Source organism: Glycomyces sambucus, from assembly GCF_900102815.1.
Lineage (GTDB): Bacteria > Actinomycetota > Actinomycetes > Mycobacteriales > Micromonosporaceae > Glycomyces > Glycomyces sambucus.
In genome coordinates, this window is sequence record NZ_FNGF01000003.1 from 268,817 (window position 1) to 291,584 (window position 22,768).

At 68.4% G+C, this 22,768-nt stretch carries 26 protein-coding genes and 1 tRNA gene; 21 read left to right on the forward strand and 6 right to left on the reverse strand.

The window, feature by feature from the left end; all coding sequences use genetic code 11:
- Positions 1-467: 467 nt before the first annotated feature.
- Positions 468-938 carry an NUDIX domain-containing protein gene (locus BLS99_RS10910; protein WP_091048638.1) on the reverse strand — a complete coding sequence of 157 codons (471 nt, stop codon included), beginning with the start codon at positions 936-938 and terminating at the stop codon, positions 468-470.
- A 16-nt stretch (positions 939-954) separates the two neighbouring features.
- A complete protein-coding gene (locus tag BLS99_RS10915) occupies positions 955-1,845 on the reverse strand; it encodes a helix-turn-helix domain-containing protein (protein ID WP_091048643.1) in 891 nt (296 codons plus the stop codon).
- Positions 1,846-2,024: 179 nt separating this feature from the next.
- On the opposite strand from BLS99_RS10915, the gene BLS99_RS10920 reads away from it, so the two are divergent.
- From BLS99_RS10920 to BLS99_RS11000, 16 genes are all read left to right on the forward strand, one after another.
- The gene (locus tag BLS99_RS10920) at positions 2,025-2,339 is read left to right on the forward strand and encodes a hypothetical protein (protein WP_091048647.1); all 315 of its coding nucleotides are present in this window, start codon (positions 2,025-2,027) and stop codon (positions 2,337-2,339) included.
- Positions 2,340-2,392: 53 nt separating this feature from the next.
- Complete coding sequence (locus BLS99_RS10925) at positions 2,393-2,692, forward strand: hypothetical protein (protein WP_091048650.1); 300 nt, start codon at positions 2,393-2,395, stop codon at positions 2,690-2,692.
- Between the two features lie 182 nt (positions 2,693-2,874).
- The gene (locus tag BLS99_RS10930) at positions 2,875-3,777 is read left to right on the forward strand and encodes a hypothetical protein (RefSeq protein WP_091048654.1); all 903 of its coding nucleotides are present in this window, start codon (positions 2,875-2,877) and stop codon (positions 3,775-3,777) included.
- Positions 3,778-3,871: 94 nt separating this feature from the next.
- Positions 3,872-4,675, forward strand: coding sequence for an FtsK/SpoIIIE domain-containing protein (locus tag BLS99_RS10935; RefSeq protein ID WP_091048657.1), 804 nt, complete (start codon positions 3,872-3,874; stop codon positions 4,673-4,675).
- Positions 4,676-4,847: 172 nt separating this feature from the next.
- Positions 4,848-5,063: a hypothetical protein gene (locus BLS99_RS10940; protein WP_143034759.1), complete on the forward strand. Its 216-nt coding sequence runs from the start codon at positions 4,848-4,850 to the stop codon at positions 5,061-5,063.
- Positions 5,064-5,225: 162 nt separating this feature from the next.
- Complete coding sequence (locus BLS99_RS10945; RefSeq protein ID WP_091048668.1) at positions 5,226-5,498, forward strand: hypothetical protein; 273 nt, start codon at positions 5,226-5,228, stop codon at positions 5,496-5,498.
- An 11-nt stretch (positions 5,499-5,509) separates the two neighbouring features.
- Positions 5,510-5,710 (forward strand): hypothetical protein, encoded by a 201-nt coding sequence (locus BLS99_RS10950; protein WP_176953311.1) that lies wholly within the window; start codon positions 5,510-5,512, stop codon positions 5,708-5,710.
- Positions 5,711-5,809: 99 nt separating this feature from the next.
- Positions 5,810-6,169 (forward strand): RRQRL motif-containing zinc-binding protein, encoded by a 360-nt coding sequence (locus BLS99_RS10955; protein ID WP_091048674.1) that lies wholly within the window; start codon positions 5,810-5,812, stop codon positions 6,167-6,169.
- A 187-nt stretch (positions 6,170-6,356) separates the two neighbouring features.
- On the forward strand, positions 6,357-6,674 hold the full coding sequence (locus tag BLS99_RS10965; protein ID WP_091048681.1) for a hypothetical protein: 318 nt from the start codon (positions 6,357-6,359) through the stop codon (positions 6,672-6,674).
- The gene (locus BLS99_RS10970) at positions 6,671-7,222 is read left to right on the forward strand and encodes a DUF2637 domain-containing protein (protein ID WP_091048683.1); all 552 of its coding nucleotides are present in this window, start codon (positions 6,671-6,673) and stop codon (positions 7,220-7,222) included. Before BLS99_RS10965 ends, BLS99_RS10970 begins: the two co-directional genes overlap by 4 nt.
- A gap of 5 nt (positions 7,223-7,227) precedes the next feature.
- The gene (locus tag BLS99_RS10975) at positions 7,228-7,500 is read left to right on the forward strand and encodes a hypothetical protein (RefSeq protein WP_091048687.1); all 273 of its coding nucleotides are present in this window, start codon (positions 7,228-7,230) and stop codon (positions 7,498-7,500) included.
- 89 nt (positions 7,501-7,589) lie between these two features.
- On the forward strand, positions 7,590-8,039 hold the full coding sequence (locus BLS99_RS10980; protein WP_091048690.1) for a hypothetical protein: 450 nt from the start codon (positions 7,590-7,592) through the stop codon (positions 8,037-8,039).
- A gap of 33 nt (positions 8,040-8,072) precedes the next feature.
- Positions 8,073-8,408 (forward strand): hypothetical protein, encoded by a 336-nt coding sequence (locus BLS99_RS10985; RefSeq protein WP_091048693.1) that lies wholly within the window; start codon positions 8,073-8,075, stop codon positions 8,406-8,408.
- Between the two features lie 86 nt (positions 8,409-8,494).
- Positions 8,495-9,919: a replication initiator gene (locus tag BLS99_RS10990; RefSeq protein ID WP_091048697.1), complete on the forward strand. Its 1,425-nt coding sequence runs from the start codon at positions 8,495-8,497 to the stop codon at positions 9,917-9,919.
- A 20-nt stretch (positions 9,920-9,939) separates the two neighbouring features.
- Entirely contained in the window at positions 9,940-10,140 is a 201-nt protein-coding gene (locus BLS99_RS10995) for a helix-turn-helix domain-containing protein (protein ID WP_091048701.1), read from the forward strand.
- Positions 10,137-11,360, forward strand: a complete 1,224-nt coding sequence (locus BLS99_RS11000; RefSeq protein ID WP_091048703.1) for a tyrosine-type recombinase/integrase — start codon at positions 10,137-10,139, stop codon at positions 11,358-11,360. The genes BLS99_RS10995 and BLS99_RS11000 overlap by 4 nt, the downstream gene beginning before the upstream one ends.
- A gap of 76 nt (positions 11,361-11,436) precedes the next feature.
- Here BLS99_RS11000 and BLS99_RS11005 read toward each other — a convergent pair.
- Positions 11,437-11,511, reverse strand: a tRNA-Lys gene (locus tag BLS99_RS11005).
- A 442-nt stretch (positions 11,512-11,953) separates the two neighbouring features.
- On the opposite strand from BLS99_RS11005, the gene BLS99_RS11010 reads away from it, so the two are divergent.
- Entirely contained in the window at positions 11,954-12,697 is a 744-nt protein-coding gene (locus BLS99_RS11010) for a YaaA family protein (RefSeq protein WP_091048706.1), read from the forward strand.
- A gap of 326 nt (positions 12,698-13,023) precedes the next feature.
- Here BLS99_RS11010 and BLS99_RS11015 read toward each other — a convergent pair whose 3' ends face one another.
- The gene (locus BLS99_RS11015) at positions 13,024-13,521 is read right to left on the reverse strand and encodes an inorganic diphosphatase (RefSeq protein ID WP_091048710.1); all 498 of its coding nucleotides are present in this window, start codon (positions 13,519-13,521) and stop codon (positions 13,024-13,026) included.
- A 55-nt stretch (positions 13,522-13,576) separates the two neighbouring features.
- Between BLS99_RS11015 and dacB the strand changes: the two genes are divergently transcribed.
- Positions 13,577-15,028 (forward strand): D-alanyl-D-alanine carboxypeptidase/D-alanyl-D-alanine endopeptidase, encoded by a 1,452-nt coding sequence (gene dacB / locus BLS99_RS11020; protein ID WP_091048712.1) that lies wholly within the window; start codon positions 13,577-13,579, stop codon positions 15,026-15,028.
- A 288-nt stretch (positions 15,029-15,316) separates the two neighbouring features.
- Here the strand turns inward: dacB and BLS99_RS11025 are convergent, their stop codons facing one another.
- Positions 15,317-17,104 carry a carbohydrate-binding module family 20 domain-containing protein gene (locus BLS99_RS11025; protein WP_091048714.1) on the reverse strand — a complete coding sequence of 596 codons (1,788 nt, stop codon included), beginning with the start codon at positions 17,102-17,104 and terminating at the stop codon, positions 15,317-15,319.
- Positions 17,105-17,326: 222 nt separating this feature from the next.
- Here BLS99_RS11025 and BLS99_RS11030 point away from each other — a divergent pair, with 222 nt between their 5' ends.
- Positions 17,327-18,373, forward strand: a complete 1,047-nt coding sequence (locus BLS99_RS11030) for a zinc-dependent metalloprotease (protein ID WP_091048719.1) — start codon at positions 17,327-17,329, stop codon at positions 18,371-18,373.
- Positions 18,366-19,388, forward strand: coding sequence for a tRNA lysidine(34) synthetase TilS (gene tilS / locus BLS99_RS11035; RefSeq protein WP_176953312.1), 1,023 nt, complete (start codon positions 18,366-18,368; stop codon positions 19,386-19,388). Before BLS99_RS11030 ends, tilS begins: the two co-directional genes overlap by 8 nt.
- A gap of 402 nt (positions 19,389-19,790) precedes the next feature.
- On the opposite strand, the gene hpt is transcribed toward tilS, so the two are convergent.
- Positions 19,791-20,366, reverse strand: coding sequence for a hypoxanthine phosphoribosyltransferase (gene hpt, locus BLS99_RS11040; RefSeq protein ID WP_245712223.1), 576 nt, complete (start codon positions 20,364-20,366; stop codon positions 19,791-19,793).
- A gap of 346 nt (positions 20,367-20,712) precedes the next feature.
- Here hpt and ftsH point away from each other — a divergent pair, with 346 nt between their 5' ends.
- Positions 20,713-22,692 carry an ATP-dependent zinc metalloprotease FtsH gene (gene ftsH, locus BLS99_RS11045; RefSeq protein ID WP_091048727.1) on the forward strand — a complete coding sequence of 660 codons (1,980 nt, stop codon included), beginning with the start codon at positions 20,713-20,715 and terminating at the stop codon, positions 22,690-22,692.
- Positions 22,693-22,768 lie beyond the last annotated feature (76 nt).

Here is a 22,768-nt window from a genome sequence, read left to right on the forward strand (position 1 = left end):
CGTCGAATACTGGGCGGCCAGAGATTTCTCCTTCAGTGAGGTGCAGGCCTGGTGGGATGGGGGCCTTGGGCTCCGGGATGCCGGACTGGCCTTCCGTGCCCGAAATGTTGGCCTTAAGCCAACAGACCTCCCAGTTGTTCTCGAGGGCCGAACCGTCATCCAACGAATCCGAGACAACGAAAGTCTTGAGCGGATCAGTTCGCGGCTACAACGGATGCGCAAACACTATTCCTCCTGAAGCGGCGGGCCTTCATCGCCGTTGCCGCTGAGGTCTACTAAGAAGCAGGCCTCCGCGCGGCCGGCGCCCACGTTGTTCTGGCCGACCTATCAGACCTCGACGTCTTCTCGAAGTCTCCCAGCGGGGTTGGGAACTAATCAAAAGACGTCTGATCAAGTGCTGAATCCGTAAGTGCCGTAGACGTGCTGGGCGTCTACGGCTGCCGCTCGCGGAAGTCGCTTGTTGCCGATCAGCCGAGGTACGGGGTTGCTCGATGCTCAAACCCGTGCTGGATTCTCAGTTGCATCCCTGAGTTGATCGAGAGGCCGTCGAGATCGTCGGCTCCGAACCAGCGGACCTGTGTCGACTCGCTCGACGTCTTGATCTCACCGCCGACAGCTGTCGCCCTGAAGTTCAGCGAGAACTGCTGGCGGACCTCGCCGTCGCCGTACTCGATGAGGTGGTTGGGGTTCGTGTAGACACCGATCAGCCCAGTGACTTCGATGTCGAGGCCGGTCTCTTCGTTGGCTTCACGGACTGCGGTGTCTTCGATGCTCTCGCCGAGGTCGTGTGCCCCACCAGGAAGTGCCCAGTCGCCGTTGTCGGACCGCTTGATGAGCAGGACCTCACCGTGCTCGTTCTCGATGAACGCCACCGCTGAGGGCACCACGCTGTTGGGAGGAGGTGCATCAGGATTGTTGATGTGGTCGATCCTCGACACGGCGTCCTCCCAGCGATCAGGCTTCCGACGGCTCCCAGACTCTGGCGCCATCCCACAGGAACTCAAGGTGCTCCATGTAGCGCTGGAACGGCCCTCCGTCCTCCAGCTTCTTCAAGTGGAGCGTAAGCCAGTTATGCCCCATCTCGTTGCCGATACTCTCGCAGACGAGGGCTTCACGATCGAACTGAAAGACCGAGCGCAGCGCGTGAGCTTCAGCATTGCGCTCTGAGAAGCGAACTTCCAGGTTGCCAAAGGTGTCAAGTCGCTGGACCGCGGCAAGGGTCATGTGGATACGGCTGCTCAATGCCATGGGCGCATTTTCGATGTTTTCCCTGTGGCGGGTCACGTCGCCGTCTGGATCGCCGAGCAAGATCCGGACCCGCACACCGTCGGCGAGCTTGCTAGCAAGGGTCTCTTCAAACCCAGGCTGCTGGGTCCAAAAGAAGTAGTTCGTGTAACCGGCTAGAACGATCTCAGTTCGCGCTGAGCTGATGAGTCGATTCCAAAGGGCATCAGGTACTTCGGCCCTCCGGGGATACGCGTCCACGATCTCTCTCGTAGATTTCCTGCGCACACGCTGCATCAGCTCTGTGATGAGCACTTCATCGCTGAGCTGGGTCGGATCGGTGTGGTAACGCAGTTCTTCCAGCTCGGCGTCACTGGGAACCCAGAATCCCAGGCCCTCTCGCACCTCAAGAAGCGGGAGGTCGAGAACCTCGGCGATCTTGGGCGAAAGCTCCTCGGGGATCTCGTACTGGCCGCGTTCGTAGGACGAGACCCGGACTTGGCCGATGCCCAATCGCTCCGCGAAAGCGGTGCCGCTGAGGCCGCGGTTCTCTCGTTCCCTGCGGAGCCAGTTGCCCGCCGTCTTCAGTTTCTCCTTACGCACGTCGTCGTCTTTAGCCATGCTTCTAGTCTCTCACGTCTGACGTGTACCTGACACTTCCTGGTTGATCGCGCCTCGTATCCCAACTTGTGGGACAGCAGGTTGCATTTTAGAGGCTAAGCGTTTAGCGTTAGAGGCATGAACCTAGACAGTCTAGGTTCAGCCCTTCGGGGCTAGTCATCACGATGAGAGGCAAGCTGATGAAGCTGAAGATCGATGTCACGAACGTGGCGTTCATGGTCACCGGCGCTCCGGAAGCCAAGGAGTACGACGGCAAGCAGCAGGTGGACAGGGAGACGAACGCCCTGAAGTGGGTCACCCAGCTCCTGGCGCTCGAACAGGGTGAGAACGGTCAGGGCGAGATCATCCGGGTGGTGACCGCTGGGGAGATGCCGAAGCTGAGCCAGACCCAGCCCGTCATCCCGGTCGACCTGGAAGCCATCCCCTGGAGCCAGAACGGCAAGAGCGGTGTCGCCTACAAGGCGGCCGTCATCAAGCCCAAGCCTGCGAAGTAGTCGACGTGTCGGGTTCCGTTGCCGGGGCCTGACCTCTCGAAAGGATCTCTGCCATGCAAGACGGGATGTCTGGAGACTTCTCCATGTTCCTCAAGGACGGTATGACGTTCGCGTCGTACGTCTACGGGAACGAGCGCGGAGCGCTGCGCATCGAGCGCGGCATCGGCGGTGCGGGCCTGGTCCTGCACGGTTCGCCGGTGGAGTTCCGGCAGGTTGCCGAGGCGCTGCACCGTCTGGCCGATGAGGTGGAACGGGGGGTCAGGCGTCAACGTGCGCTTGACAACGCTCCGCGTCGTCGGACCACGTTCGTCGCCGAACCGGCGATGAAGGAAGAGATGGAAGTCGCCGTCTAGCGCGGCTTGTAGGGGAACCGGTCGACCGTCCAAAGCTGGCCGGTTCCCCACCTGCAACAAACCGAACCCTTTGCCCTTCGGGGCAGGAAGGTGGGTCTGCCATGCCCTCCAATGGTAACCGTTCTGGCGGTCGCAACCGGGCTTCGGCTCGTGCGGCGCAGACGCTCATCGATCAGTTCGAGGTGGGTTCGGCGCGTCGCCGGGCCAAGATCGCCGGGGGCCTGGCCGCGTTCGCGGTCGCCTTGGTCTCCTTCCCCGTCGCCGTGCTGGCGATGGAGTGGGCTACGGCCCTGTTCGTCGCGGTCGCCCTGGGCGCCGCTGCTGGCCTGGTGGCCGCTGTCCTCACCCTGGTGTGGCCGGTGGCGCGGGTCGCGTGGCACTGGGCCGGTGAACTCGCCCTGCTGGGCGCGCTCATCACCATCTACGCCGCTTTGGCGGTGTGGGTCGGCCCGTTCGGATCGCTCGCGATGGTCGCGCTGCTAGTCGGCGTCCCGTGGTTCATCGCGCCGGCCAACCGGTTCCTGAACCGGTGGGGCTGGTGCATGGTCACCCGCCACCGCGTCCGCGTCGCCTCCGACGCCTTCATGGAAGGCAAAGGGGTGCGCGGATCGGTCCGGCCGCTGATCCTCCTCGCCCGCCCGACCGAGTCGGGTGAGCGGGTGTGGCTGTGGCTGCGGGGCGACCTCACCTTGGACGACCTGCAAGGCCGTCTGGTGGAGCTGTCCAGCGTGTGCTGGGCGAACTCGGCGGACGCCCGCCTGGCGGGCAAGAAGGCCGCCTACGTGGTGGTCGACGTGCACCGCCGCGACGTCCTCGCTGAGGGCGTGACCGTCCCCGTCAGCGCGATGCTCGACGGGATCGACCCGGACTCGTACCGGGACATGACCGTGGTCGATGAGGACGACGAGGGTATCGACGTCACCGACGACCCGGCCGTCCAGGCCCGGCTCGATGAGCTGACCGGGCGGAACCGGCGTGAGCGCAAGCCGCGCCAGTCCAGGGCCGACAAGGCCGAAGACGCCGCCGTCGAGCGGCACACCGAGGGCCCCGAGGAAGACGACGGGTTCATCCCCGCCTTCATCTAGCCCTTCACGAGCCCTTCGGGGCTGCGCTGGAGGGACGGGCGCACCGTTCCGTCCCTCCGTCAATCCACTTGGTTTCTATTGGGAGGTAAACATTATGAACACCGCTGTCGGTCCAAACATGACCATCATGGACGAGTTTCTCGTCGGCAAGTACGCCACTGGTGAGGCCGTGAAGCTCTGCTTCGCCTACAAGAACGTGCTCGGGGGCGGCGAGCCCGGGTCGGGCAAGTCCGGGTTCGAGCAGACCATCATCGCCCAGACGGCGCTGTGCGTCGACACCCGCCTGATCGGCTTCGACGGCAAGCTCGTGGAGCTCCAGCCGTGGCTGGACGTCTTCGACGTCTTCGTGGGTCCGGACATGCGCAAGGCCCTCGCCACGCTCCTGTGGCTCCAGCAGCTCATGGACTCCCGCTACGCCGAGATGTCGGCCCGCCGCATCCGCAAGCACCAGCCGACCGCCGCCGATCCGGCGTGGGTGGTCTTCCTCGATGAGCTGGCCTACTTCACCTCGGTGGCGGGCAACAAGGTCGAGCAAGAGCTGTTCTCAATGCTCCTGCGCGACGTGGTCGCTCGTGGCCGTGCGGCCGGGATCATCGTGTGCGCGTTCACGCAGCGCGCCTCCTGGGACATCGTGCCCACCGCGCTGCGGGACCTGTTCGCCTACCGGTGGGTCGGCCGCTGCTCGACCCCGGGTTCTTCGGATGTCGCCCTGGGGGCGGGCTGGGCCGATCAGGGCTACAACGCCATGAACCTCGACCCGTCCATGCCCGGCGACTCGTACCTGCTCGCCGAGGGCGGGCGGCCCCGCCGGATGCGGGTGGCCTGGATGTCCGATGAGGAGGTCTTCCAGGTCGCGGCCTTCGCCGCGCAGCTCCGAGGGCGGAAGTCCTCCGTGTGACCGGGTGCCGTCAAGGCGTCCTTGACACCTCGGCGGCACTCCGGGCGAACGGTTCCACCGGGGTTCGATTCCCCGGCGTCCACGACGCAAGGAACGCCACAGCGAATAGCGACAACGCCAGTACTGCGTCCAAGCCGATAAGGCTTCTGAGAGAAAGAGAAATGAAATGTCTGTGACAGGCGAAGTGTACGACGTGACCGTGAACCTCGTGGACGGCGAGAAGGTCACCTTGAAGTTCCGTACGGAAGCCGAGCTGAACGGCTTCCACGAAACCCTCGGGTCCGGAAGGCTCTTCACCACCCTGATCGGCGACGAGATGGTCTCGATCTTCCCCGGTGGGATCACCACCGTGAAAGTGCGAATCCGCGCCACGCGGGTCTCGTACTAGCAAATCCAGTCCCCAGGACTGGTGGTAGAGCGATCGGCAATCTTCGGGGTTCGAGGCCCCGACGCTCACGACGCACGAACACCAAAGCCAATGGCAGCCGGGCCAGTAGTGCGCCAACTGCCGACCGGCAGAGCAGTAATGCGAGCAATAGGGAAGGGTCCCATGTTCATTGAGTTCACGTTCGCCAACGGCGACACCGAGATCGTGCCCGGCCTCGACCGGGAGTACGCCGAACAGATCAGCGCCGGGCTGCGGTCCGGTCTGGACGGCATCTCGTTCACCGTCCCCGATGGGGGCGACCTCGACGGCGTGCACAGCGTCGTCTTCCTGATGTCCCAGGTCCGCCGCGTCGTCATCGGCGAGGGCGAGGGCAACGGCCCGTTCACAGTCATGGGCGAGTGGGACGTCACCGTCTCAGCGCGGGAGTCCTCATGATCCATCTTTCGATGATCCACCGCAACGGATACGAGGCGCATGTCCGAACCACGGCCAAGAACGCGGTGGCAGCGGTCGAAGCGTTCGGAACGGATGCCGCGCTCTGGATTGAGCGATACGAGAAAGACGGCGATTCGATCCGGTTGGTCGAAGACAAGTTCTTCGACTTCAGCCAGGTCATGCGAATCGAAATCAGCGGGATCGACAACTGAAAAGCGAGAGGTAGAGCGATCGGCAATCTTCGGGGTTCGAGGCCCCGACGCTCACGGTAGTTGGAATTCCACCAATGGAGACGAAGGGAGGAGTGTGCATTGTTCCGTACCGAATTTGATGACCCGGAAGGTATCCGCCATGGCGGATTGCCGACCTACAACTACCGCCACGCACCGGGCGGACTGTACACCCGTCGTCAACTCGCCGACGAGGGCTTGACCCCCGGGCGGCAGCCGATCGCGGCCCAGATCGTCTGGCGCTGCGGACAGAGGTTCGCCTACCTCTACCGGAAGGAACTGGCCGTGCCCAAACGCCCGGCCACCGACGCCCAACTGCGGGCGCTCATGAAGGCGTGGGTTGCGCTATGCACCTGCAAGTCCTGCGGCCGTGAGTACGGCTACTACATCCCCCGCCGGTTCGGCGAATGCCTGGCCTGTGTCGAAGGGCGGTCGGCATGACCGATGACGAGTGCCGCGAGTGCGGCGACCTCCTGATCGACGACGAGGGTTCGGAAACCGGTATGTGCTCCATCTGTGAATGGGAGGCCATCACCGAGTTGATGACCTGCAATGCCCAGATCCGAATGGGCAACTGCGGAATGACCGCTTGCGACCGGTGCCCTGTGGCACATCTGCGGGGGTCGCGATGACCGACATCTTCGCCGCGTTCGCGGCACTGACCGACTCGGTGCCGTTGCACCGCGTCAAGCAGATCGATGCGCTTCCCCCGTGGGAGCCCGACCTTTCCCGTATGCGGTTCCTGTGCGTCATCTGCGACGCCGTCATGACCGGAACCGACCTCGCCGACGACGAACGCCACCTGCTCGTCTCCCTGCCCTTCGAGGGCTGGGAGCTGCGCGAGTGCGTCGTCTGCGGTGACTGGACCGTCCCCACGGTCGAGTACTCGAAGAAATGCGACTACTGCACCGGCGTGCAGTGGTGGAAGCCAAGGAGCCAGAAATGAAACTCGAAGACGGCGTGCAGACCGTCATCATGCTGTCCATGGGTGTGGCCGCCGGTGCGGTCTCCTTCACCCACGTCCACGACGCCACCGTGCTGGCGGGCCAACCGTCCTGGGTCGGCTGGGTCAACGCGGTCACCATCGAACTGATGGTCATCGCTCTCGGACTCGAAGTCCGCAGGCGCCGCCGCAACGGCGGACACAAGGTCAAGTCCGTCATGGCGATGATGATGTTCTTCATCGCCCTCTCCCTCGGAGCGCAAGTCCTCGACGCCGAGCCCACCCTGGTGGGTTGGCTCGCGGCTTCGGCTTCGGCCCTGGGCTTCTTGACCCTGGTCAAGGTGGTTCTGTCGCGCCCGGCAGAGAAAGCGCCGGCCGAATCGGTCGCCGCTCCGGCCGCCTCGCGGGGTCCGGTCTACGCCGCGGCTCCGGTCGCCTCCACCGCTCCGGTGGATGTGCCGAGCCTCCAGGTCGAGCGCCAGGCGGTCACCGCCGAACCCGCGCAGCCTGACTTCGCAAACGCCTTCGCCTCCTTCGGTAAAGGCAGGTAGCGGCCATGGTCGAGAACAAGGACTTCAACGCCTTCGCGCGGCGCATCATCCGCGCCTATGGGCGCAGGGTCGCCGAGGGCGACGTGGATGCACTCCCCGAGCTGATCCAGCTCTCCGCCTCCGTTGACGAGGCGATCACCAACGCGGTCAAGGGCTTGCGGTCCTTCGGCTACTCCTGGTCCGAGATCGCCGACCGGATCGGCATGACCAGGCAGGCCGCCCAGCAGCGCTGGGGCAAGGCCATCCCGTCACAGCGGGACCCCAACACCGACACCTAGACGCCGAGGGCGCGGCCAATCTTCCACAACCGCCGCGCCCCGGCAACCAAAACACCTGACAACCATCGCGATTGAAAGGCGATACCAGTATGCCCGTCGAACACCTCGACTTCCTCATCAACGCCGTCACCTTCGCGGCCGTCTACGCCGCACTGCACGCCGCCCACCACGTGGCGGACCACTGGGTGCAATCCCACCACCAGGCCGTGAACAAGGGCCGCCCCGGCTGGGCCGGGCGACTCCACTGCTCCGCGCACGTCGCCACCTACCTCGTGACGTGCTTCGCCTTCATCGCGATCACGGTCCTCGTGCTGCACCTGGACCTCGATCTCGTCGGCCCCGGCATGGGGATCGGCATGGCCGTCAACGGCCTCACCCACTACATCGCCGACCGCCGCACGCCCCTGATGTGGATGGCGCGGCGCACCGGTCACGGCGAATTCGTCGACACCTGCGGCCCCGAGGCCGCTTACAAGATGGACCAGTCCTGGCACACCGCCTGGCTGTTCGCCACCGCACTCCTGATCGCCGTCCTCTGACGGTCCGTTCCTGCTGCGCTGAAAGGACATCCGATGCCGTTCTTCACCGATCCGGACGCACCGCCGGACACCTACCACTACCGCCAGCCCATCCTGGGTGACCTCGCCGGGACCACTGGCGAGTGCCAGTTCCCCGAACCGGTCGAACCGCCCCGCTTCGGCGGCGAATCGTTCTACCGGGTCTACGTCTGTGCCGAGTGCGGGATGGCCCTGCACGCCAACGGCGGCGACCTCGACCAGCCCGAACCCGTGGTCACCGTGTTCGTGATCTGCGGGTGCTGCGCCTATCCCGACTTCGTGCGGGATCTCCCCTACCTCGAAGACCTGTGCGCCTGCTTCGGCTGGGTCTACCTCAACGACGAGGACTGAGCAACGCCCTGCCCCGGTCGCTCCCGATCAGACATGAGCCGCCCGGGCAGGGCCCCACGACCACCCACTGCGAGAGGAGGACACACATGACCACCGCTTCACCCCCGCGCGGCTTCGCCGCCGATGTCATCGACCGCGCCAACACGACCGGTTGGCAACCGTGGCTGACGCATGTCGCCGGTGCCGGTGGCTGCTCGGCTCCCGTCCGGCTGCGCGGCGACCTCCACACCGTTGACGCCGCGACCGGCGTCGTGCTCGCGGAACGCTCGACCGACTCCATGCCGGACGGCCTGATCTACAAGGCGTGCGGCACTCGCCGTGCTGCCCTGTGCCCTAACTGCGCCAAGACCTACCAGCACGACGCGTTCCACCTCGTGCGCTCCGGACTCACCGGCGGCAAGTCCGTACCCGAGACGGTCACCTCGCACCCGGCCCTGTTCGTCACCCTCACCGCCCCCGCCTTCGGCCCCGTCCACTCGCGCAGCCTCACCACCTCCGGCCATGTGCGCCCCTGCCGAGCCCGCCGCGACGCCACCGTCTGCGCTCATGGGGTCACCTTGGCCTGCCACACGCGACACCGCGAGGACGCCCCCGACATCGGCCAACCCCTGTGCCTGGACTGCTACGACCACGATGCCCAGGTCGTGTGGAACCTGGCCTCCGGCGAGCTGTGGCGGCGCACCCGCATCCACGCCGACCGCGCACTTTCCCGCGCCGCGAAGGCACGCGGCATCGCCCCAGCGTCGGTGCGGCTGCGGTATGTGAAGGTCGCCGAGTTCCAACGCAGGGGCGCCATCCACTTCCACGCCCTCGTCCGCCTCGACGGCCACACCCCCGGCTCCGACGCGATCGTGCCCCCGCCGGCCGAACTCGACACCGAGGTCATCGCCTCGATCCTCGCTGCGGCGGCGGCCTCGACCAGCTTCCGCACCGACCCCCACGACGAATCCCCGGACGGCTGGTTGATCCGGTGGGGCGCTCAGGTCGACATCCGGGCCGTGCAGCTCGGGGACGGGGACATGACCGAGGGGCACGCGGCTGGATACCTCGCCAAGTACGCCACCAAAGCCACCGAGGACACCGGTCACCTCTCGGGCCGCCTCACCGAGACCACCGTCCACGCCTACGCCGACCCCGACGGCGACCACATCGCCCGCCTGATCGCCGCATGCTGGGGGCTCGGTGGTGAAGGGCCCGAATGGATCGGGCTGCGTCGGTGGGCGCACATGCTCGGCTTCGGCGGCCACTTCATGACCAAAGCACGCGCCTGGTCGACCACCTTCGGTCAGCTCAGGGACGCACGCGCCCAATGGATTCGCCGTCAACACGGAGTTGACAGCGAAGCGGCTGACACGATTCTCCTGGTCAACCACCTCCGCTACGACGGCACCGGCTGGCACACCGAAGCTGACGCCCTCCTCGCCACCTCCGCCGCCGCCCGCGCCAGAGAACAGCGCCAGCTCGCCCGCGAAGCACAGCACGAACTGAACACTATTGACAGATTGGATTGATTGCGATGGAAAGAAAGGTCATGCTCGCGCCGCGTTGGTACACGATGGCGCAGGTCGCCGAACTGCTCGGCTACTCGGTGGCGAAGGTCAAGACCCTCGTCTACTCCGGGGAGCTCCGCTCGCTCAAGGACGGCGGCAACCGCCGCATCCTGCCCCAGTGGGTGGACGAGTACGTGGAGCGCAAGGCCGCTGAGCCCGAGGCCCTGGAGCTGGTGGGGTGAGCGGCCGGAAGCGTGGGAACCGCGAGGGGTCGATGTACCCGTATAAGGGCGGTTGGGCGGCGTACGTCTGGGTCACCACTCCGGCGGGGTTGCTCAAGCGCAAGTACGTGACTTCGAAGGATCGCGACGAGTGCCATGCAAAGTGGATCGCGTTGCAGGCCAAGGCGCGGACGAGCGTCGTCTCCACCAGCAACGGGACGGTGGCGGACTACTACTTCTATTGGCTCGAAGAGATCGTCAGGCCGAACCTCTCGCAGGGGACGTACATCAACTACAGCGGTTGGGGGCGGACACAGATCGTGCCGGGCCTGGGCGCCAAGAAACTGACGACGTTGCGGGTGCGGGATGTGCAGGTCTGGTTGAACCGGGTGGCGGCGACGTGTCAGTGCTGCTTCCAGGGCAAGGACAAGGCGCGGCAGCCGGACAAGCGGCGGTGCTGTGCGCTCGGGAAATGCTGCAAGGACTTGTATTCGAAGGAGTCGCTGCGGGGTCTGCGCCGGACGCTGCGGGCGATGCTCGGGTGTGCGGTCGCCGAGGAGGAGGTGGACAAAAACGTGGCCTCTCCGGTGAAGGTCCAGCCGGTGCGCAAGCACAAGACGCAGCGGCGGCGGTGGAGTTCGGAGGAGGCGCGGCGGTTCCTGGAGTCGGCGCGCGAGGATGACGACCCTTGCTATGTCGCCTATGTCGGCGTGCTCGTGCTCGGCCTGCGCGCCGGTGAAGCACTCGGGGTCGGTGTGGATGAGCTGGATCTCGAGGGGGCGCAGCTCCGGTTGGCGTGGCAGCTGCAGCGGCTGGGCAAGGATCTCTCGCTGAACGAGTTGAAGACCGAGGATGCCGAGGACTACTTGCCGCTGCCGGACATCTACGTGACGGCGGCTCGGCTCCGGCTTCGCCAGAAGGAGCGGGATCGTCTCGCGGCCGGGGAGGCGTGGCAGGGATCGGAGCTGCTGCTGACCACGCGGATCGGGACGCCATTGGAGCCGCGCACGTTCGCGCGGTTGTGGGATCGGCGCTGCGACTTGGCGGGGGTCCCTCGCATCACCCGGAGGGATGCCCGCCGCACGTGCAGCTCGCTGCTGGCCGACCTCGACGTGCATCCCCGGGTCGCGATGCGCATTCTTCGGCACTCGAAGTTCGACATCACCATGGAGGTGTACACGAAGGTGTCCGATGAGGCCACACGTGAGGCGCTGCGGCGGCTCGGGGCGGAATTGGGGTAGCTGCTGTACTTCGGTGCTGTACCGGGCGGGCTTTCGGGCTCGCCCGGTTTTCTGCGCCTGGTGTGAGCTGGGAGTTTGGTGGGCCCCCTCGGACTCGAACCGAGAACCTACGGATTAAAAGTCCGCAGCTCTGCCATTGAGCTAGAGGCCCTTGCTCGGGACCTTACCGCATCGGAGCGGACGGGGCGCAGGTGGCGGGGCCCGGATGGCCTGGGGCACTCGGACTGTCGGAGGGGTGCGGCAGGATGGCCGGAGACACGGCGGCGGTGGGATTCGAGCCCGCGGCAATGGTTTTCGGGCAAGCTCCACCGCCGGGCCGGTGGCGGTGGAACCCGCGGCGGGCGGTGTGGGCTCGGCTCCGCCGCTTGGACGGCGCGGCGGCAGTCGCGGAGAACCGCCGCCGCGCCTATTCGATCCCCGCGTCACACGTAGCCCTCGGTGGGGGCGGGCCCGCTCCCGCTGGAATCGAACATATGTACTATAGCGGATCGCGAAGGCGCCGTGCACCCCCGGTCGGGTGAAAACCCGGGAGGCCGGGCGCGCGGGTGCGGCCCCGGCGGCACCAGGCGGACGGGCAGGTAGACTCGCCTGCTGTGCTCATACTGCTGCCGCCGTCAGAGGGGAAGGCCGTCCAAGGCGACGGTCCGTCCCTCGACCTCGGGCGACTCTCCTCTCCGGCGCTGAACCCCATCCGCGAACTCCTGGTCGACCGGCTCGTCGAGCTGTGCGCCGACGAGGAGACCGCCGCCCGCACGCTGAAACTCCCTGCGACCCAGCGGCACTACCTCCAGGCGAACCGGGCGCTGCGCAGCGCCCCGACCCTCGCCGCCTGGGAGCTGTACAACGGCGTCCTCTACGACCGGCTCGGCCTCGGCGACCTGCCCGACGGCGAGCAGGTGCTCATCGCCTCGCCGCTGTGGGGGCTGCTGCGGCCGTCCGACCGCGTGCCGCCGTACCGGATGCCGATGAGCGCCAGGCTCCCCGACACCGAGACGCTCGCGAAGCTGTGGCGCCCGGCCGTGGCCGAAGTGCTCGGCGCGCGGGACGAACTCGTGGTCGACCTCCGCTCCGGCGCGTACGCGCAGGTGTGGGGTCCGAAGGACCGCGGCGTGTCGGTGCGGGTGTTCAAGGAGGACGCCGACGGCAGGCGCAGCGTGGTCACCCACATGGCGAAGGCGACCCGCGGCGAGGTCGCCCGGGCCCTCCTCGCCGGCGGCGCCCGCCCCGAGTCCGCGGCCGAGCTCGGCGACTTCCTCGCCGGCCAGGGCTGGAAGGTCGAGCTCTCCGAGCCCGCGACCCGCTCCAAGCCGTGGCTCCTCGACATCGTGAGCGCCTGATCGCGAGCTACCCGCGCGTGTAGTAACCGGCACCCCCGAAGCCGATGATGCCCGCGGCCGCCTGAAGCGGAGCTGAAGCCCGGTCGGGAGCTACCCGCGCGTTCGGTTCGCAGCACCCCCGGGGCCGATGATGCCTCGGAGAGGCTGAAGCGGAGCTGAAGGCGGATCGGAGTTACCCCCGCGTGTAGTACGCGGCACCCCCGGGGCCGATGGTGCCCGGTGGGAGCTGAAGCTGCGCTGAAGGGGCCGGGCGGGCGCGGTTCGGGCGTATAGCGAGCGGGGCGGCTCGGGAGTGTTCCCGGGCCGCCCCTGCTGCTTCGTTCGCGTCAGTGGTTGGAGTGGTAGCCGGCGGCCTTCGCGCGCTCGAAGGAGCGGCGGACCTCTTCCTCGGCCTCGGCGCGGCCGGTCCAGGTGGCGCCCTCGACGCTCTTGCCGGGCTCCAGGTCCTTGTAGACCGTGAAGAAGTGCTGGATCTCGAGGCGGTCGAACTCGGGGACGTCGGCGATGTCCTTGAAGCGGTCCTTGCGCGGGTCCTCGGCGGGAACGCACAGGACCTTGTCGTCGACGCCCTTCTCGTCGCGCATGCGGAACATGCCGATCGCGCGGGCGCGGATCACGCAGCCGGGGAAGGTGGGCTCCACCAGCACCAGCGCGTCCAGCGGGTCGCCGTCCTGGCCCAGGGTGTCGTCGATGAAACCGTAGTCGGCCGGGTACACCGTCGCGGTGAACAGCGTCCGGTCGAGGCGGATGCGACCGGTCTCGTGGTCGATCTCGTACTTGTTGGCGCTCCCCTTGGGGATCTCGACGGTCACGTCGAACTCCATCGGCCGACCTCCTCCAGGCTCCTGTGCAGTGCTCTCAATGGCCTAGTCTCTGTGCATGTCCCTCAGCGACAACGCCGACCCCAAGGTCGCGAGTAGTACGCCACACGCCCGGCCCGGCGCCACCGGTCCCGCGCGGCCCGTGCAGCGGGCCCCGCGGCGGCGCCGCAAGGTCCTCACGGGCGTGCTCGCGACACTCGCGGTCCTGGTCACCGTAGCCGCCGCCGGCGGCCTGGTGTGGCAGATCTCGTCGGTCGCCGCTCCGCGGACAGGGACGCTCACCACCCCCGAGGCGTACCCGCCGGCCGCGCCCGCACCCGTGCTGGCCAGCTCGGACGCCGACGCGCCGATGCCCGACCTCGCGTCGGTCCTGCCGGCGCTGCTCGGCGATTCGAGGCTCAACGGCAGCACCTCGGCGTCGTTCGCCGACGCCCTGACCGGCGAGGTCCTGTACGAGCAGGAGGGCACCGCGCCGCTCGCGCCCGCCTCCTCGATGAAAGTGGTCACGGCCGTGGCGGCGCTGGAGCACCTCGGCGCGGAGTACCGCATCCCGACCACCGTGGTCGAGGGGCCGACCGAGGACAGCGTCGTGCTCGTCGCCGGAGGCGACGTGACGCTCACCGTCGACGGCGAGGGCTACTACGACCAGTACGCCGAGGGCGCCAGCCTCCAGGAGCTCGCCGACCTCGTGCTCGAAGCCCGCGGCGGCACCGCGCCGAACACCGTCTACCTGGACACGAGCGTGTTCACCGACAATCCGAAGGCCGAAGGCGTGCCGGCCGAGGACCTCGTCTACATGACCGCGCCGATGGCGCCGTTCATGGTCGACGGCGGCCGCAAGGACAACACCGCGAAGTACGCCGAGCACTTCACCGACCCCGCGACGGCCGCGGCCGAGCAGTTCGCCGACCTCCTCGGCGCCGCCGCGGTCGAGGCCGGGACCGCCGACGCCGGCGCTGACGAGGTCGCGACGGTCTACTCCGCGCCGATGGCCGCGCTCGTCGACTCGTTCATCCTCACTTCCGACAACCTCCTCGCCGACGCCGTCGCCCTCCAGACCGCGCTGGCGGTCGAGGGCGCGATGACCTGGGCGGCCATGTCCACGGTGCATCTGGCGACCCTGGAGGGCCTCGGGGTCGACAACACCGGGCTGGTGTTCTACGACGGCGCGGGCCTGTCGCCCTCCAACCGCATGACCGCGAACGCGTTCACGGCGCTGCTGCTGGGCGCGGCGTCCTCGTCGTCCTCGTCGGTGTTCGAGTCGCTCCCGGTGGCCGGGTACTCGGGGACGCTCGACGACCGGTTCGGGACGGCCGAGGCCGGCAAGGGCGTCGTGCGGGCCAAGACCGGCACGCTCAGCGGCGTCAGCTCGCTGACGGGGACCCTCACCACCGCCGAGGGCAGGCAGCTGGTGTTCTCGATCCTCTCCAACGGCGCGACGACCGGCGAGACCGCGGTCGAGACGGCGCTCGACGAGATCTCGACCGCCGTGGCCCAGTGCGGCTGTTAGATCAGCGAGGGGATCCCCCCCCCCCCCCCCCCCCCCCCCCCCCCCCCCCCCCGCCCCCCGCCCACCCTGACTGACTGCACCGGTGACTGACGTTCGGACTGGGCTGCGGTTCGGTTGCCTTGTGGTGGTTCGGTCCTGGTGCGGCTCCTTTCGTTCGGTCCTCCGTGGGGGTTCGCGTGGGGCAATGGTGACCGGTCGATGCTGAATGCAGGCTGAAGGCGGCTGAAGCGGATTTCAGGAATGCGGAAGGGCCCGGGCGCAAGCGCCCGGGCCCTTCGTGTCAGCAGGTCAGGCCGTGTTCCAGGTCTGGTTCAGCTGGAGGCATCCGCTGGACGGGACGGTGGCCGTGCGGTTGCCGATGGACTCCCACGTGTAGCTGCCGTTGGCGCGGACGATCACGTACTTGTACTGGAACGTGGTGCCCGCCGGGACCGACACCGTGCCCTTCCAGGTCGGGTAGGTCGCGCCGGACAGGTGGGCCGGTGCGATCGCGGTCCAGTTGCCGAGCTGCGGGATCGAGCCGACGATGTAGACCTCGTCGCCCATGTTCGTGCCGGTCACGTACGCGCTCACGTTCACGCAGTCGTCCGTGCCGCCGTTGCCGCCGCCCGAGTCGTTGCCGACGTAGATCGCCAGCGCGGTCTTCGCGGCGACGGTGGCGGTGAAGGTCCCGCCGGAGACGTCGACCGTCGCGCCGGAGATGACGTCCATGTAGGACCCATTGGGGAGCGAGGTGGTGAAGGTCCGGGAGACCGCGGCGGTCCCGGCGTTGACGACCACGTGCCCGGTGTCGCCGCGGCCGAAGGCGAGTGCGTCGCCCGAGCCCCAGGTGTTGACGACCGCTTCGCCCGCGGTGGCGGCGCGGAAGCCGGCCATGCCGCTCATGTACGGGGAGCGGTGGATGCAGGTGAAGGCGTCGTTGCCGCAGTCGACGTCGGCCACGGAGCCGTCGCCGTTGAGGGGCGGTCCGGCGTGGTTGGACGAGAACGCGTAGCCGGTGTAGGAGGCGGGGGTGCCGAACGGGTAGGCGAGCATGAACGCCTCGCCGAGGAGGTAGTCCTGGCCGTTCTTGTAGCTCATGGTCATCGAGCCGCGCTCGGTGTCGTGGTTGGCGGTGAAGACGCCCGCGGGCGTGGTGTAGCCCCAGCTCGTGCCCATGGTGGTGAGGTGGCGGGCCTCGGAGGAGCCGTTGATGTGGTTCTTGAGGTCGTAGGAGTAGGAGAACTCCTGGACGTCGCCGATGCCGGTGTACTCGGCCTCGGTGATGGGTTCGCCGGCGGCGCCGATGACCTCTTGGACGATGTACGGGTCGCCGTCGACGAGGTTCATGATGGCGGCGAGGTCGGTCGCGGAGATGTGCTTGGCGGCGTCGACGCGGAAGCCGTCGACGCCGAGGCCGGTGAGGTCGTCGAGGTAGGCGGCGATGGTCTCGCGCACGTCGGTCTGGGAGGTGTCGAGGTCGTTGAGTCCCACCAGGTGGCAGTTCTGGACCTCGCCCCGGTCCTGGTAGTTGTCGATCTCGCAGTACGAGGAGCCGGTGTTGTGGAAGTCGGAGGCGTCGTAGCCCGCGTCGGGGTAGTGGAACTGGCGGTACTCCGAGCCGTTCCAGCCGGTGCGGGTCTGGGTGGCGGAGCCGGCGGCCATGTGGTTGATGACGACGTCGGCGATGACGCCGATGCCGTTGGCCTCGCAGGCGGCGGTCATGGCGGCGTATTCGGCGCGGGTGCCGAGGCGGGACTCGATCTCGTAGCTGACGGGCTGGTAGTGGATGTACCAGGCGTTCGCTTCGCCGGGGCTGGCGTCGGCGCCGCGGATGTGCTCGTTGGGCGGGGAGGTCTGGACGTAGGTGTAGCCGGAGTCGGCGAGGGGGCCGGCGCATTCGGCGGCGATGGAGTTCCAGGTCCACTCGAACATGTTGAGGATCGAGTCGCCGCCATCGAGGGCGGCGGCGGGGGCGAGGTCGGTCGCGGGGGCGTCGGGGGCGGTCTGCGGGTGGGCGGCCGCGAGGACGGCGGCCGCGGCGAGTGCGGCTCCGCCGGCGGCGGCGAGCGCGCGCCTGGCATTGGGATGAGGCATCGTTGCTCCCTGTGCAAGTTCTGCCCGCAATCCTGCAAGATGTTGCGAGCACCACAAGAACGTAACACCTCAGGTCCGAAACTTTCAAGACGTTCGATATTTGAATTCGTTCGCCCCGGGCCCGCCCGGTACGGTCCGTTTCGGACCCGCTTGCGCGGGATGGTGGCGAGACGACTGCGCTCTGGATAGGCTGGACCGATGGCGCCGCCCGCAGGAAACCCGATGCTGCCGTCAGTCGACTGGCGGACCGCCGCGTCCTGCTCGCGGGCGTTCAGCAAGGGCGGGCCGACGATGAGCCGCGAAGGCGCGCTCGACGTCGTCGCCGACCTGCACCGCCACGCGCGCAACGCGATCGACCTCGTCACCGAATACACCGGGCTCGTGCCCGAGACCCTCGCGCCGGTCGACGTGGTCGACCGCGCCCGCTGGAGCCGGATCAACATCGCCGGGTTCCGCCGCCTCCTCACCGGCCTCGGCGCCGAGGCCCCCGGCGACGACGCCGCGCCCACCGCGGCCGCGAAGCTCACCGGCGTCCAGGCCGGCGCCGTCCTCGCGTTCCTGTCCTCGCGGGTCCTCGGCCAGTTCGAGACGTTCTCCACCGACTCCGGGCGGCTCCTGTTCGTCGCCCCGAACATCGTCGAGGTCGAACGGCGCCTGCGGCTCCCCTCCCGCGAGTTCCGGCTGTGGATCGCCGTCCACGAGGCCGCGCACCTCACCCAGTTCACGGCCGTGCCGTGGATGCGCGGCCACTTCCACGGGCTCATCCAGACCTTCTTCGACGCCGCCGAGCCCGACCGGTCCTCCGCCGCCGGGCTCGCCCTCGCCGTGCGCCGCGCGCTCGCCTCCGCCCGCGAGGAGGAGCCGCCGGAGGGACCGGGCACCGACGTCATGACCGCGGTCACCAGTCCCGAACAGCGCCAGGCGATCTCGGAGATCCAAGCGCTCATGACCCTGCTGGAGGGGCACGCCGAGGCCGTCATGGACGGGGTCGGGCGCACCTCCATCGACCACGTGCAGCTCCTGCGCCGCCGCTTCGACCGGCGCCGCGCCAACCCGACGACGCTCCAGAGGTTCCTGCGCCAGCTCCTCGGGCTCGACGCCAAGATGCGCCAGTACGCGGCCGGGCGGCGGTTCGTCGACCACGTCGTGAACGGGCACGGCGTCACCGGGTTCAACCGTGTCTGGGAGGCGCCCGCGAACCTGCCGACCGAGGCCGAGATCGACCGGCCGGAGCTGTGGACCGCCCGCGTCCTCGGGGCCCGTGGCTAGACTGCCGCCCGCGGTGGCGCGCCTGCGCGCCGCCGTCCGGCACGGCCTCGCGGACCTGCCCGCGGGATCACTGGTGCTCGTCGCCTGCTCGGGCGGGCCCGACTCGCTCGCGCTCGCCGACACCGCCGCGTTCTGCGCCCCGCGGATGGGGCTGCGGGCCGGGCTCGTGAGCGTCGACCACGGGTTGCAGGAGGGTTCGGCCGCGCGCGCGGCCGGCGTGGCGGCGTGGGCGCGGGGCGCCGGGCTCGACCCGGCCGAGGCGGTGACCGTCGCGGTCGGCGCCGGCGGCGGGCCCGAAGGGGCCGCCCGGGAGGCCCGGTACGCGGCGCTCGACGCGGCGGCCGAACGGCACGGCGCCAGTGCGGTCCTGCTGGGGCACACCAGGGACGACCAGGCCGAGACCGTGCTGCTCGCGCTCGTGCGCGGCGCCGGGCCGCGCGGGATCGCCGGGATGCGGGCCGTGCGCGGGCGGTACCGGCGGCCGCTGCTGGAGATCGCCCGCGACGACACGCACCGGGCGTGCGCCGAGCGGGGCCTGGAGCCCTGGGCCGACCCGCACAACACGGACCCGCGGTTCCTGCGCTCGGCGCTGCGGCCGGCGCTCGACTCGCTGGTGGGGGTGCTCGGCGAGGACCTGGTGGCGAACCTGGCGCGCACCGCGGCGCTCGTCGGCGAGGACACCGACCACCTGGACGCGCTCGCGCTCGCGGCCCTCGACGAATGCCGGGCCGCGAGCGGCCCGGATCGGGAAGGTGCGGGGGACGGACCCGGTCCGGAGCGGACCGCGGACGGGCTCGACGCGAAGCGGGTCGCGGCGCTCCCGGCGCCGATCCGGACCCGGGTCCTGCGGGCATGGGTCCTCGAATCGGGCGTCGACGGGGCCGAGCTCAACCACCGGCACCTCGCGGCGGTCGACGCGCTCGTCGCCGACTGGCGCGGGCAGGGCCCGGCCTTCCTTCCCGGCGGGATCGAGATCCGCCGGAGCGACGGGTGGTTGACCGCCTCGGCGCCGTGAGCGGGACTCGGACTATCGAGGGCTGATCGGAGTTCGGTTCCACGCCGGAAGCCGCCCCAGGCCGAGGATCGGTCCGGATCGAGGGCAGGGTCGAGCGCCTCGCGGAGTCGGATCGCGGGCCCCCGGTACCAACCCTGCGCCTGGGGTCCGACAGGACCGAGGAGACATTCGGGGTCGATGCGGCCGGGCCGTTCGAATCGTTAGCAGTATCGAGGGCGCGGGCGGGCACCTTGCGAGGCGGGATTTCGGGCCCCGGATAGAACCCTGACTCGGGGGTGCGACAGGAATCGGCGTGTCGCCGGTCGGTTCCGCTGATAGCGAAACTGGGAGAATTGCCAGTGAAGAGGAAAGGCCCGCGCGAATGCGCGGGCCTGCGACGGAAAGGGAAGCGATGATGAGCCGCTACTGGTAGACCTCGGGCTTGAGGACGCCGATGAACGGGAGTTCACGGTAGCGCTCGGCGTAGTCGAGGCCGTAGCCGACGACGAACTCGTTCGGGATGTCGAAGCCCAGGTAAGCGATCGGGATGTCGACGCGCTGCACGCCGGGCTTGCGGAGCATCGAGACCACCGCGACCGACGCCGGGCGCAGCCCTTCGAGGTACTTGAGCAGCCACGACAGCGTCAGGCCCGAGTCGATGATGTCCTCGACGACGAGGATGTGCTTGCCCGCCACGTCGGAGTCGATGTCCTTGAGGATGCGGACCGTGCCCGAGGAGGTGGTGCTGCTCCCGTACGAGGACAGCGCCATGAACTCCATCTTCACCGGCACCGACAGGGCCCGCGCGAAGTCGGCCATGAACATGACCGCCCCCTTGAACACGCCCACGAGCAGCAGCTCGTCGCCGTCCTCGATCAGCCCGGCCGCGTAGTCGGCCGAGACCCGCTCGCCGAGCTCGGCGACCTTCGCTCGGATCTCCTCCTCGGTGATGATGGTGCGCTCGATCTGCTCGGCGTACCACGAATCCGGATCGAACACCGCGTCCTCCGCTGCGGGGGACGGCACTGATGCTGGGCTGGCCAACTCCGACGTCATGTAACAAGGGTGCCACCCGTTCGCTCGCGCCGCAGGCTTGGGTGGGCGAAGTCAAGCCGCCCGTGGTACTAATTACGGACTATCGGCGGGGCGGGTAAAGGGCGGTTTCCGGCGCGGAGCGCCGTTTCAGGGGTGCGACCGCTGCGGGACGCCGAACCTTCACACCGTGTACGTTCGAGGTGGCAACGCCTTGCGGCCAAGGAAACCCAGCGAGGCGCCAGCGAGGCCCGCGTGCCGACACGACCGCGGCCCCGCACGGATACGCGACGAACGCAGCAGGAGGAAACGAGTGGTCGACGCCGGGAGACCCACACCTGAGCGGAAGCGGTTCTTCCGCAGGCCGCTCGTCTGGATCGTGCTCATCGCCCTCATCGCGGTCCTCATCGGCAGCTTCTGGTCCGGCGGCTCCGACTACGACGAGGCCACCACCTCCGAGGTCCTCAAGGACATCAACGACGGCAACGTCAAGGAGGCGAACCTCCTCGACAAGGAGCAGCTCGTCCAGCTCACGCTGAACGACGAGACCCAGGTCGAGGCGTACCTCCCCGCGGGGATGATGGAGACCGTCGCCGGCGAGCTCGAAGAGGCCGGCGTCAAGTTCGACACCGAGGTCAACGAGACCTCCGTGTTCGTGAGCTTCCTGCTCAGCCTCCTCCCCATCGTCCTCATCGTCCTGCTGCTGCTCTTCTTCATGTCGCAGATGCAGGGCGGCGGCTCGCGGGTCCTCAACTTCGGCAAGTCCAAGGCGAAGATGGTGTCCAAGGACACCCCGAAGACCACGTTCGACGACGTGGCCGGCGCCGACGAGGCCGTCGAGGAGCTCCGCGAGATCAAGGACTTCCTCGAGGACCCGAAGAAGTACCAGGAGCTCGGCGCCAAGATCCCCAAGGGCGTCCTCCTGTTCGGCCCGCCCGGCACCGGCAAGACCCTCCTCGCGCGCGCCGTCGCCGGCGAGGCCGGGGTCCCGTTCTACTCCATCTCCGGCTCCGACTTCGTCGAGATGTTCGTCGGCGTCGGCGCCAGCCGCGTCCGCGACCTGTTCACCCAGGCGAAGGAGAACGCGCCCGCCATCGTCTTCGTCGACGAGATCGACGCCGTCGGCCGCCACCGCGGCGCCGGCATGGGCGGCGGCCACGACGAGCGCGAGCAGACCCTCAACCAGCTCCTGGTCGAGATGGACGGCTTCGACACGCGCGGCGGGGTCATCCTCATCGCCGCCACGAACCGCCCCGACATCCTCGACCCGGCCCTGCTGCGCCCCGGCCGCTTCGACCGCCAGATCCCCGTCGACGCCCCCGACAAGGAGGGGCGCCAGGCGATCCTGGCCGTCCACGCCAAGGGCAAGCCGTTCGTCCCGAACGTCGAGTTCGACACCATCGCGCGCCGCACCCCCGGGTTCTCCGGCGCCGACCTCGAGAACGTCATCAACGAGGCCGCGCTCCTGACCGCCCGCCACAACGAGAAGGCGATCTCCGCCGACGCCCTCGAAGAGGCCATCGACCGCGTCATCGCCGGGCCCGAGCGCAAGGGCCGCGTCATGGGCGAGGCCGAGAAGAAGATGACCGCGTACCACGAGTCCGGCCACGCGCTGGTCGCCCACGCGCTCCCCCACGCCGCGCCCGTCCACAAGCTCACGATCCTGCCGCGCGGCCGGAGCCTGGGCCACACGCTGGTGCTGCCGACCGAGGACAAGTACACGCAGACGCGCTCGGAGATGATCGACACGCTCGCGTACGCGCTCGGCGGGCGCGCCGCCGAGGAGCTCGTCTACCACGACCCGACGACCGGCGCCTCCGACGACATCTCGAAGGCCACCAAGGTCGCCCGCGCCATGGTCACCGAGTACGGCATGTCGGCCAAGCTCGGCGCCGTCAAGTACGGCTCCAGCGGCTCCGAGCCGTTCCTGGGCCGCGAGTACGGCCACCAGAAGGACTACTCCGACGAGATCGCCGCGCTCGTCGACGCCGAGGTGCGGGCCCTCATCGAGATCGCCCACGACGAGGCGTACGCCATCGTCACCGAGTACCGGGACGTCCTCGACCAGATGGTCACCGAGCTCCTCGAGAAGGAGACCCTCAACCAGGAGGACCTGGAGCGGATCGCGACGCGCGTGGTCAAGCGCCCGCCCATGTCCCCCTTCAACGGGACCGACAAGCGCAAGCTCGGGCAGCCGCCCGTGTCGACCCCGAACGGGTCCCGGCCCGCCGAGGGCCCCGAAGCGGGCATCGAGATCGGACCGGGGACCGAGGGCCAGAGCCCGCAACCGTAGCGAAATCTTTACCGGGCCCGCCTACCTGCGTAGGCGGGCCCTCGCGTTTCCAGTGCGTGACGAAGCGCACTCGGAT

Bases quoted from the DNA above. Each gene is read 5' to 3' on its own strand.
- BLS99_RS10915 (WP_091048643.1), bottom strand. From the start codon at position 1,845: ATGGCTAAAGACGACGACGTGCGTAAGGAGAAACTGAAGACGGCGGGC.
- BLS99_RS10920 (WP_091048647.1), top strand. From the start codon at position 2,025: ATGAAGCTGAAGATCGATGTCACGAACGTGGCGTTCATGGTCACCGGC.
- BLS99_RS10925 (WP_091048650.1), top strand. From the start codon at position 2,393: ATGCAAGACGGGATGTCTGGAGACTTCTCCATGTTCCTCAAGGACGGT.
- BLS99_RS10935 (WP_091048657.1), top strand. From the start codon at position 3,872: ATGAACACCGCTGTCGGTCCAAACATGACCATCATGGACGAGTTTCTC.
- BLS99_RS10945 (WP_091048668.1), top strand. From the start codon at position 5,226: ATGTTCATTGAGTTCACGTTCGCCAACGGCGACACCGAGATCGTGCCC.
- BLS99_RS10950 (WP_176953311.1), top strand. From the start codon at position 5,510: ATGATCCACCGCAACGGATACGAGGCGCATGTCCGAACCACGGCCAAG.
- BLS99_RS10965 (WP_091048681.1), top strand. From the start codon at position 6,357: ATGACCGACATCTTCGCCGCGTTCGCGGCACTGACCGACTCGGTGCCG.
- BLS99_RS10970 (WP_091048683.1), top strand. From the start codon at position 6,671: ATGAAACTCGAAGACGGCGTGCAGACCGTCATCATGCTGTCCATGGGT.
- BLS99_RS10975 (WP_091048687.1), top strand. From the start codon at position 7,228: ATGGTCGAGAACAAGGACTTCAACGCCTTCGCGCGGCGCATCATCCGC.
- BLS99_RS10980 (WP_091048690.1), top strand. From the start codon at position 7,590: ATGCCCGTCGAACACCTCGACTTCCTCATCAACGCCGTCACCTTCGCG.
- BLS99_RS10985 (WP_091048693.1), top strand. From the start codon at position 8,073: ATGCCGTTCTTCACCGATCCGGACGCACCGCCGGACACCTACCACTAC.
- BLS99_RS10990 (WP_091048697.1), top strand. From the start codon at position 8,495: ATGACCACCGCTTCACCCCCGCGCGGCTTCGCCGCCGATGTCATCGAC.
- BLS99_RS10995 (WP_091048701.1), top strand. From the start codon at position 9,940: ATGCTCGCGCCGCGTTGGTACACGATGGCGCAGGTCGCCGAACTGCTC.
- BLS99_RS11015 (WP_091048710.1), bottom strand. From the start codon at position 13,521: ATGGAGTTCGACGTGACCGTCGAGATCCCCAAGGGGAGCGCCAACAAG.
- dacB (WP_091048712.1), top strand. From the start codon at position 13,577: ATGTCCCTCAGCGACAACGCCGACCCCAAGGTCGCGAGTAGTACGCCA.
- BLS99_RS11025 (WP_091048714.1), bottom strand. From the start codon at position 17,104: ATGCCTCATCCCAATGCCAGGCGCGCGCTCGCCGCCGCCGGCGGAGCC.
- BLS99_RS11030 (WP_091048719.1), top strand. From the start codon at position 17,327: ATGCTGCCGTCAGTCGACTGGCGGACCGCCGCGTCCTGCTCGCGGGCG.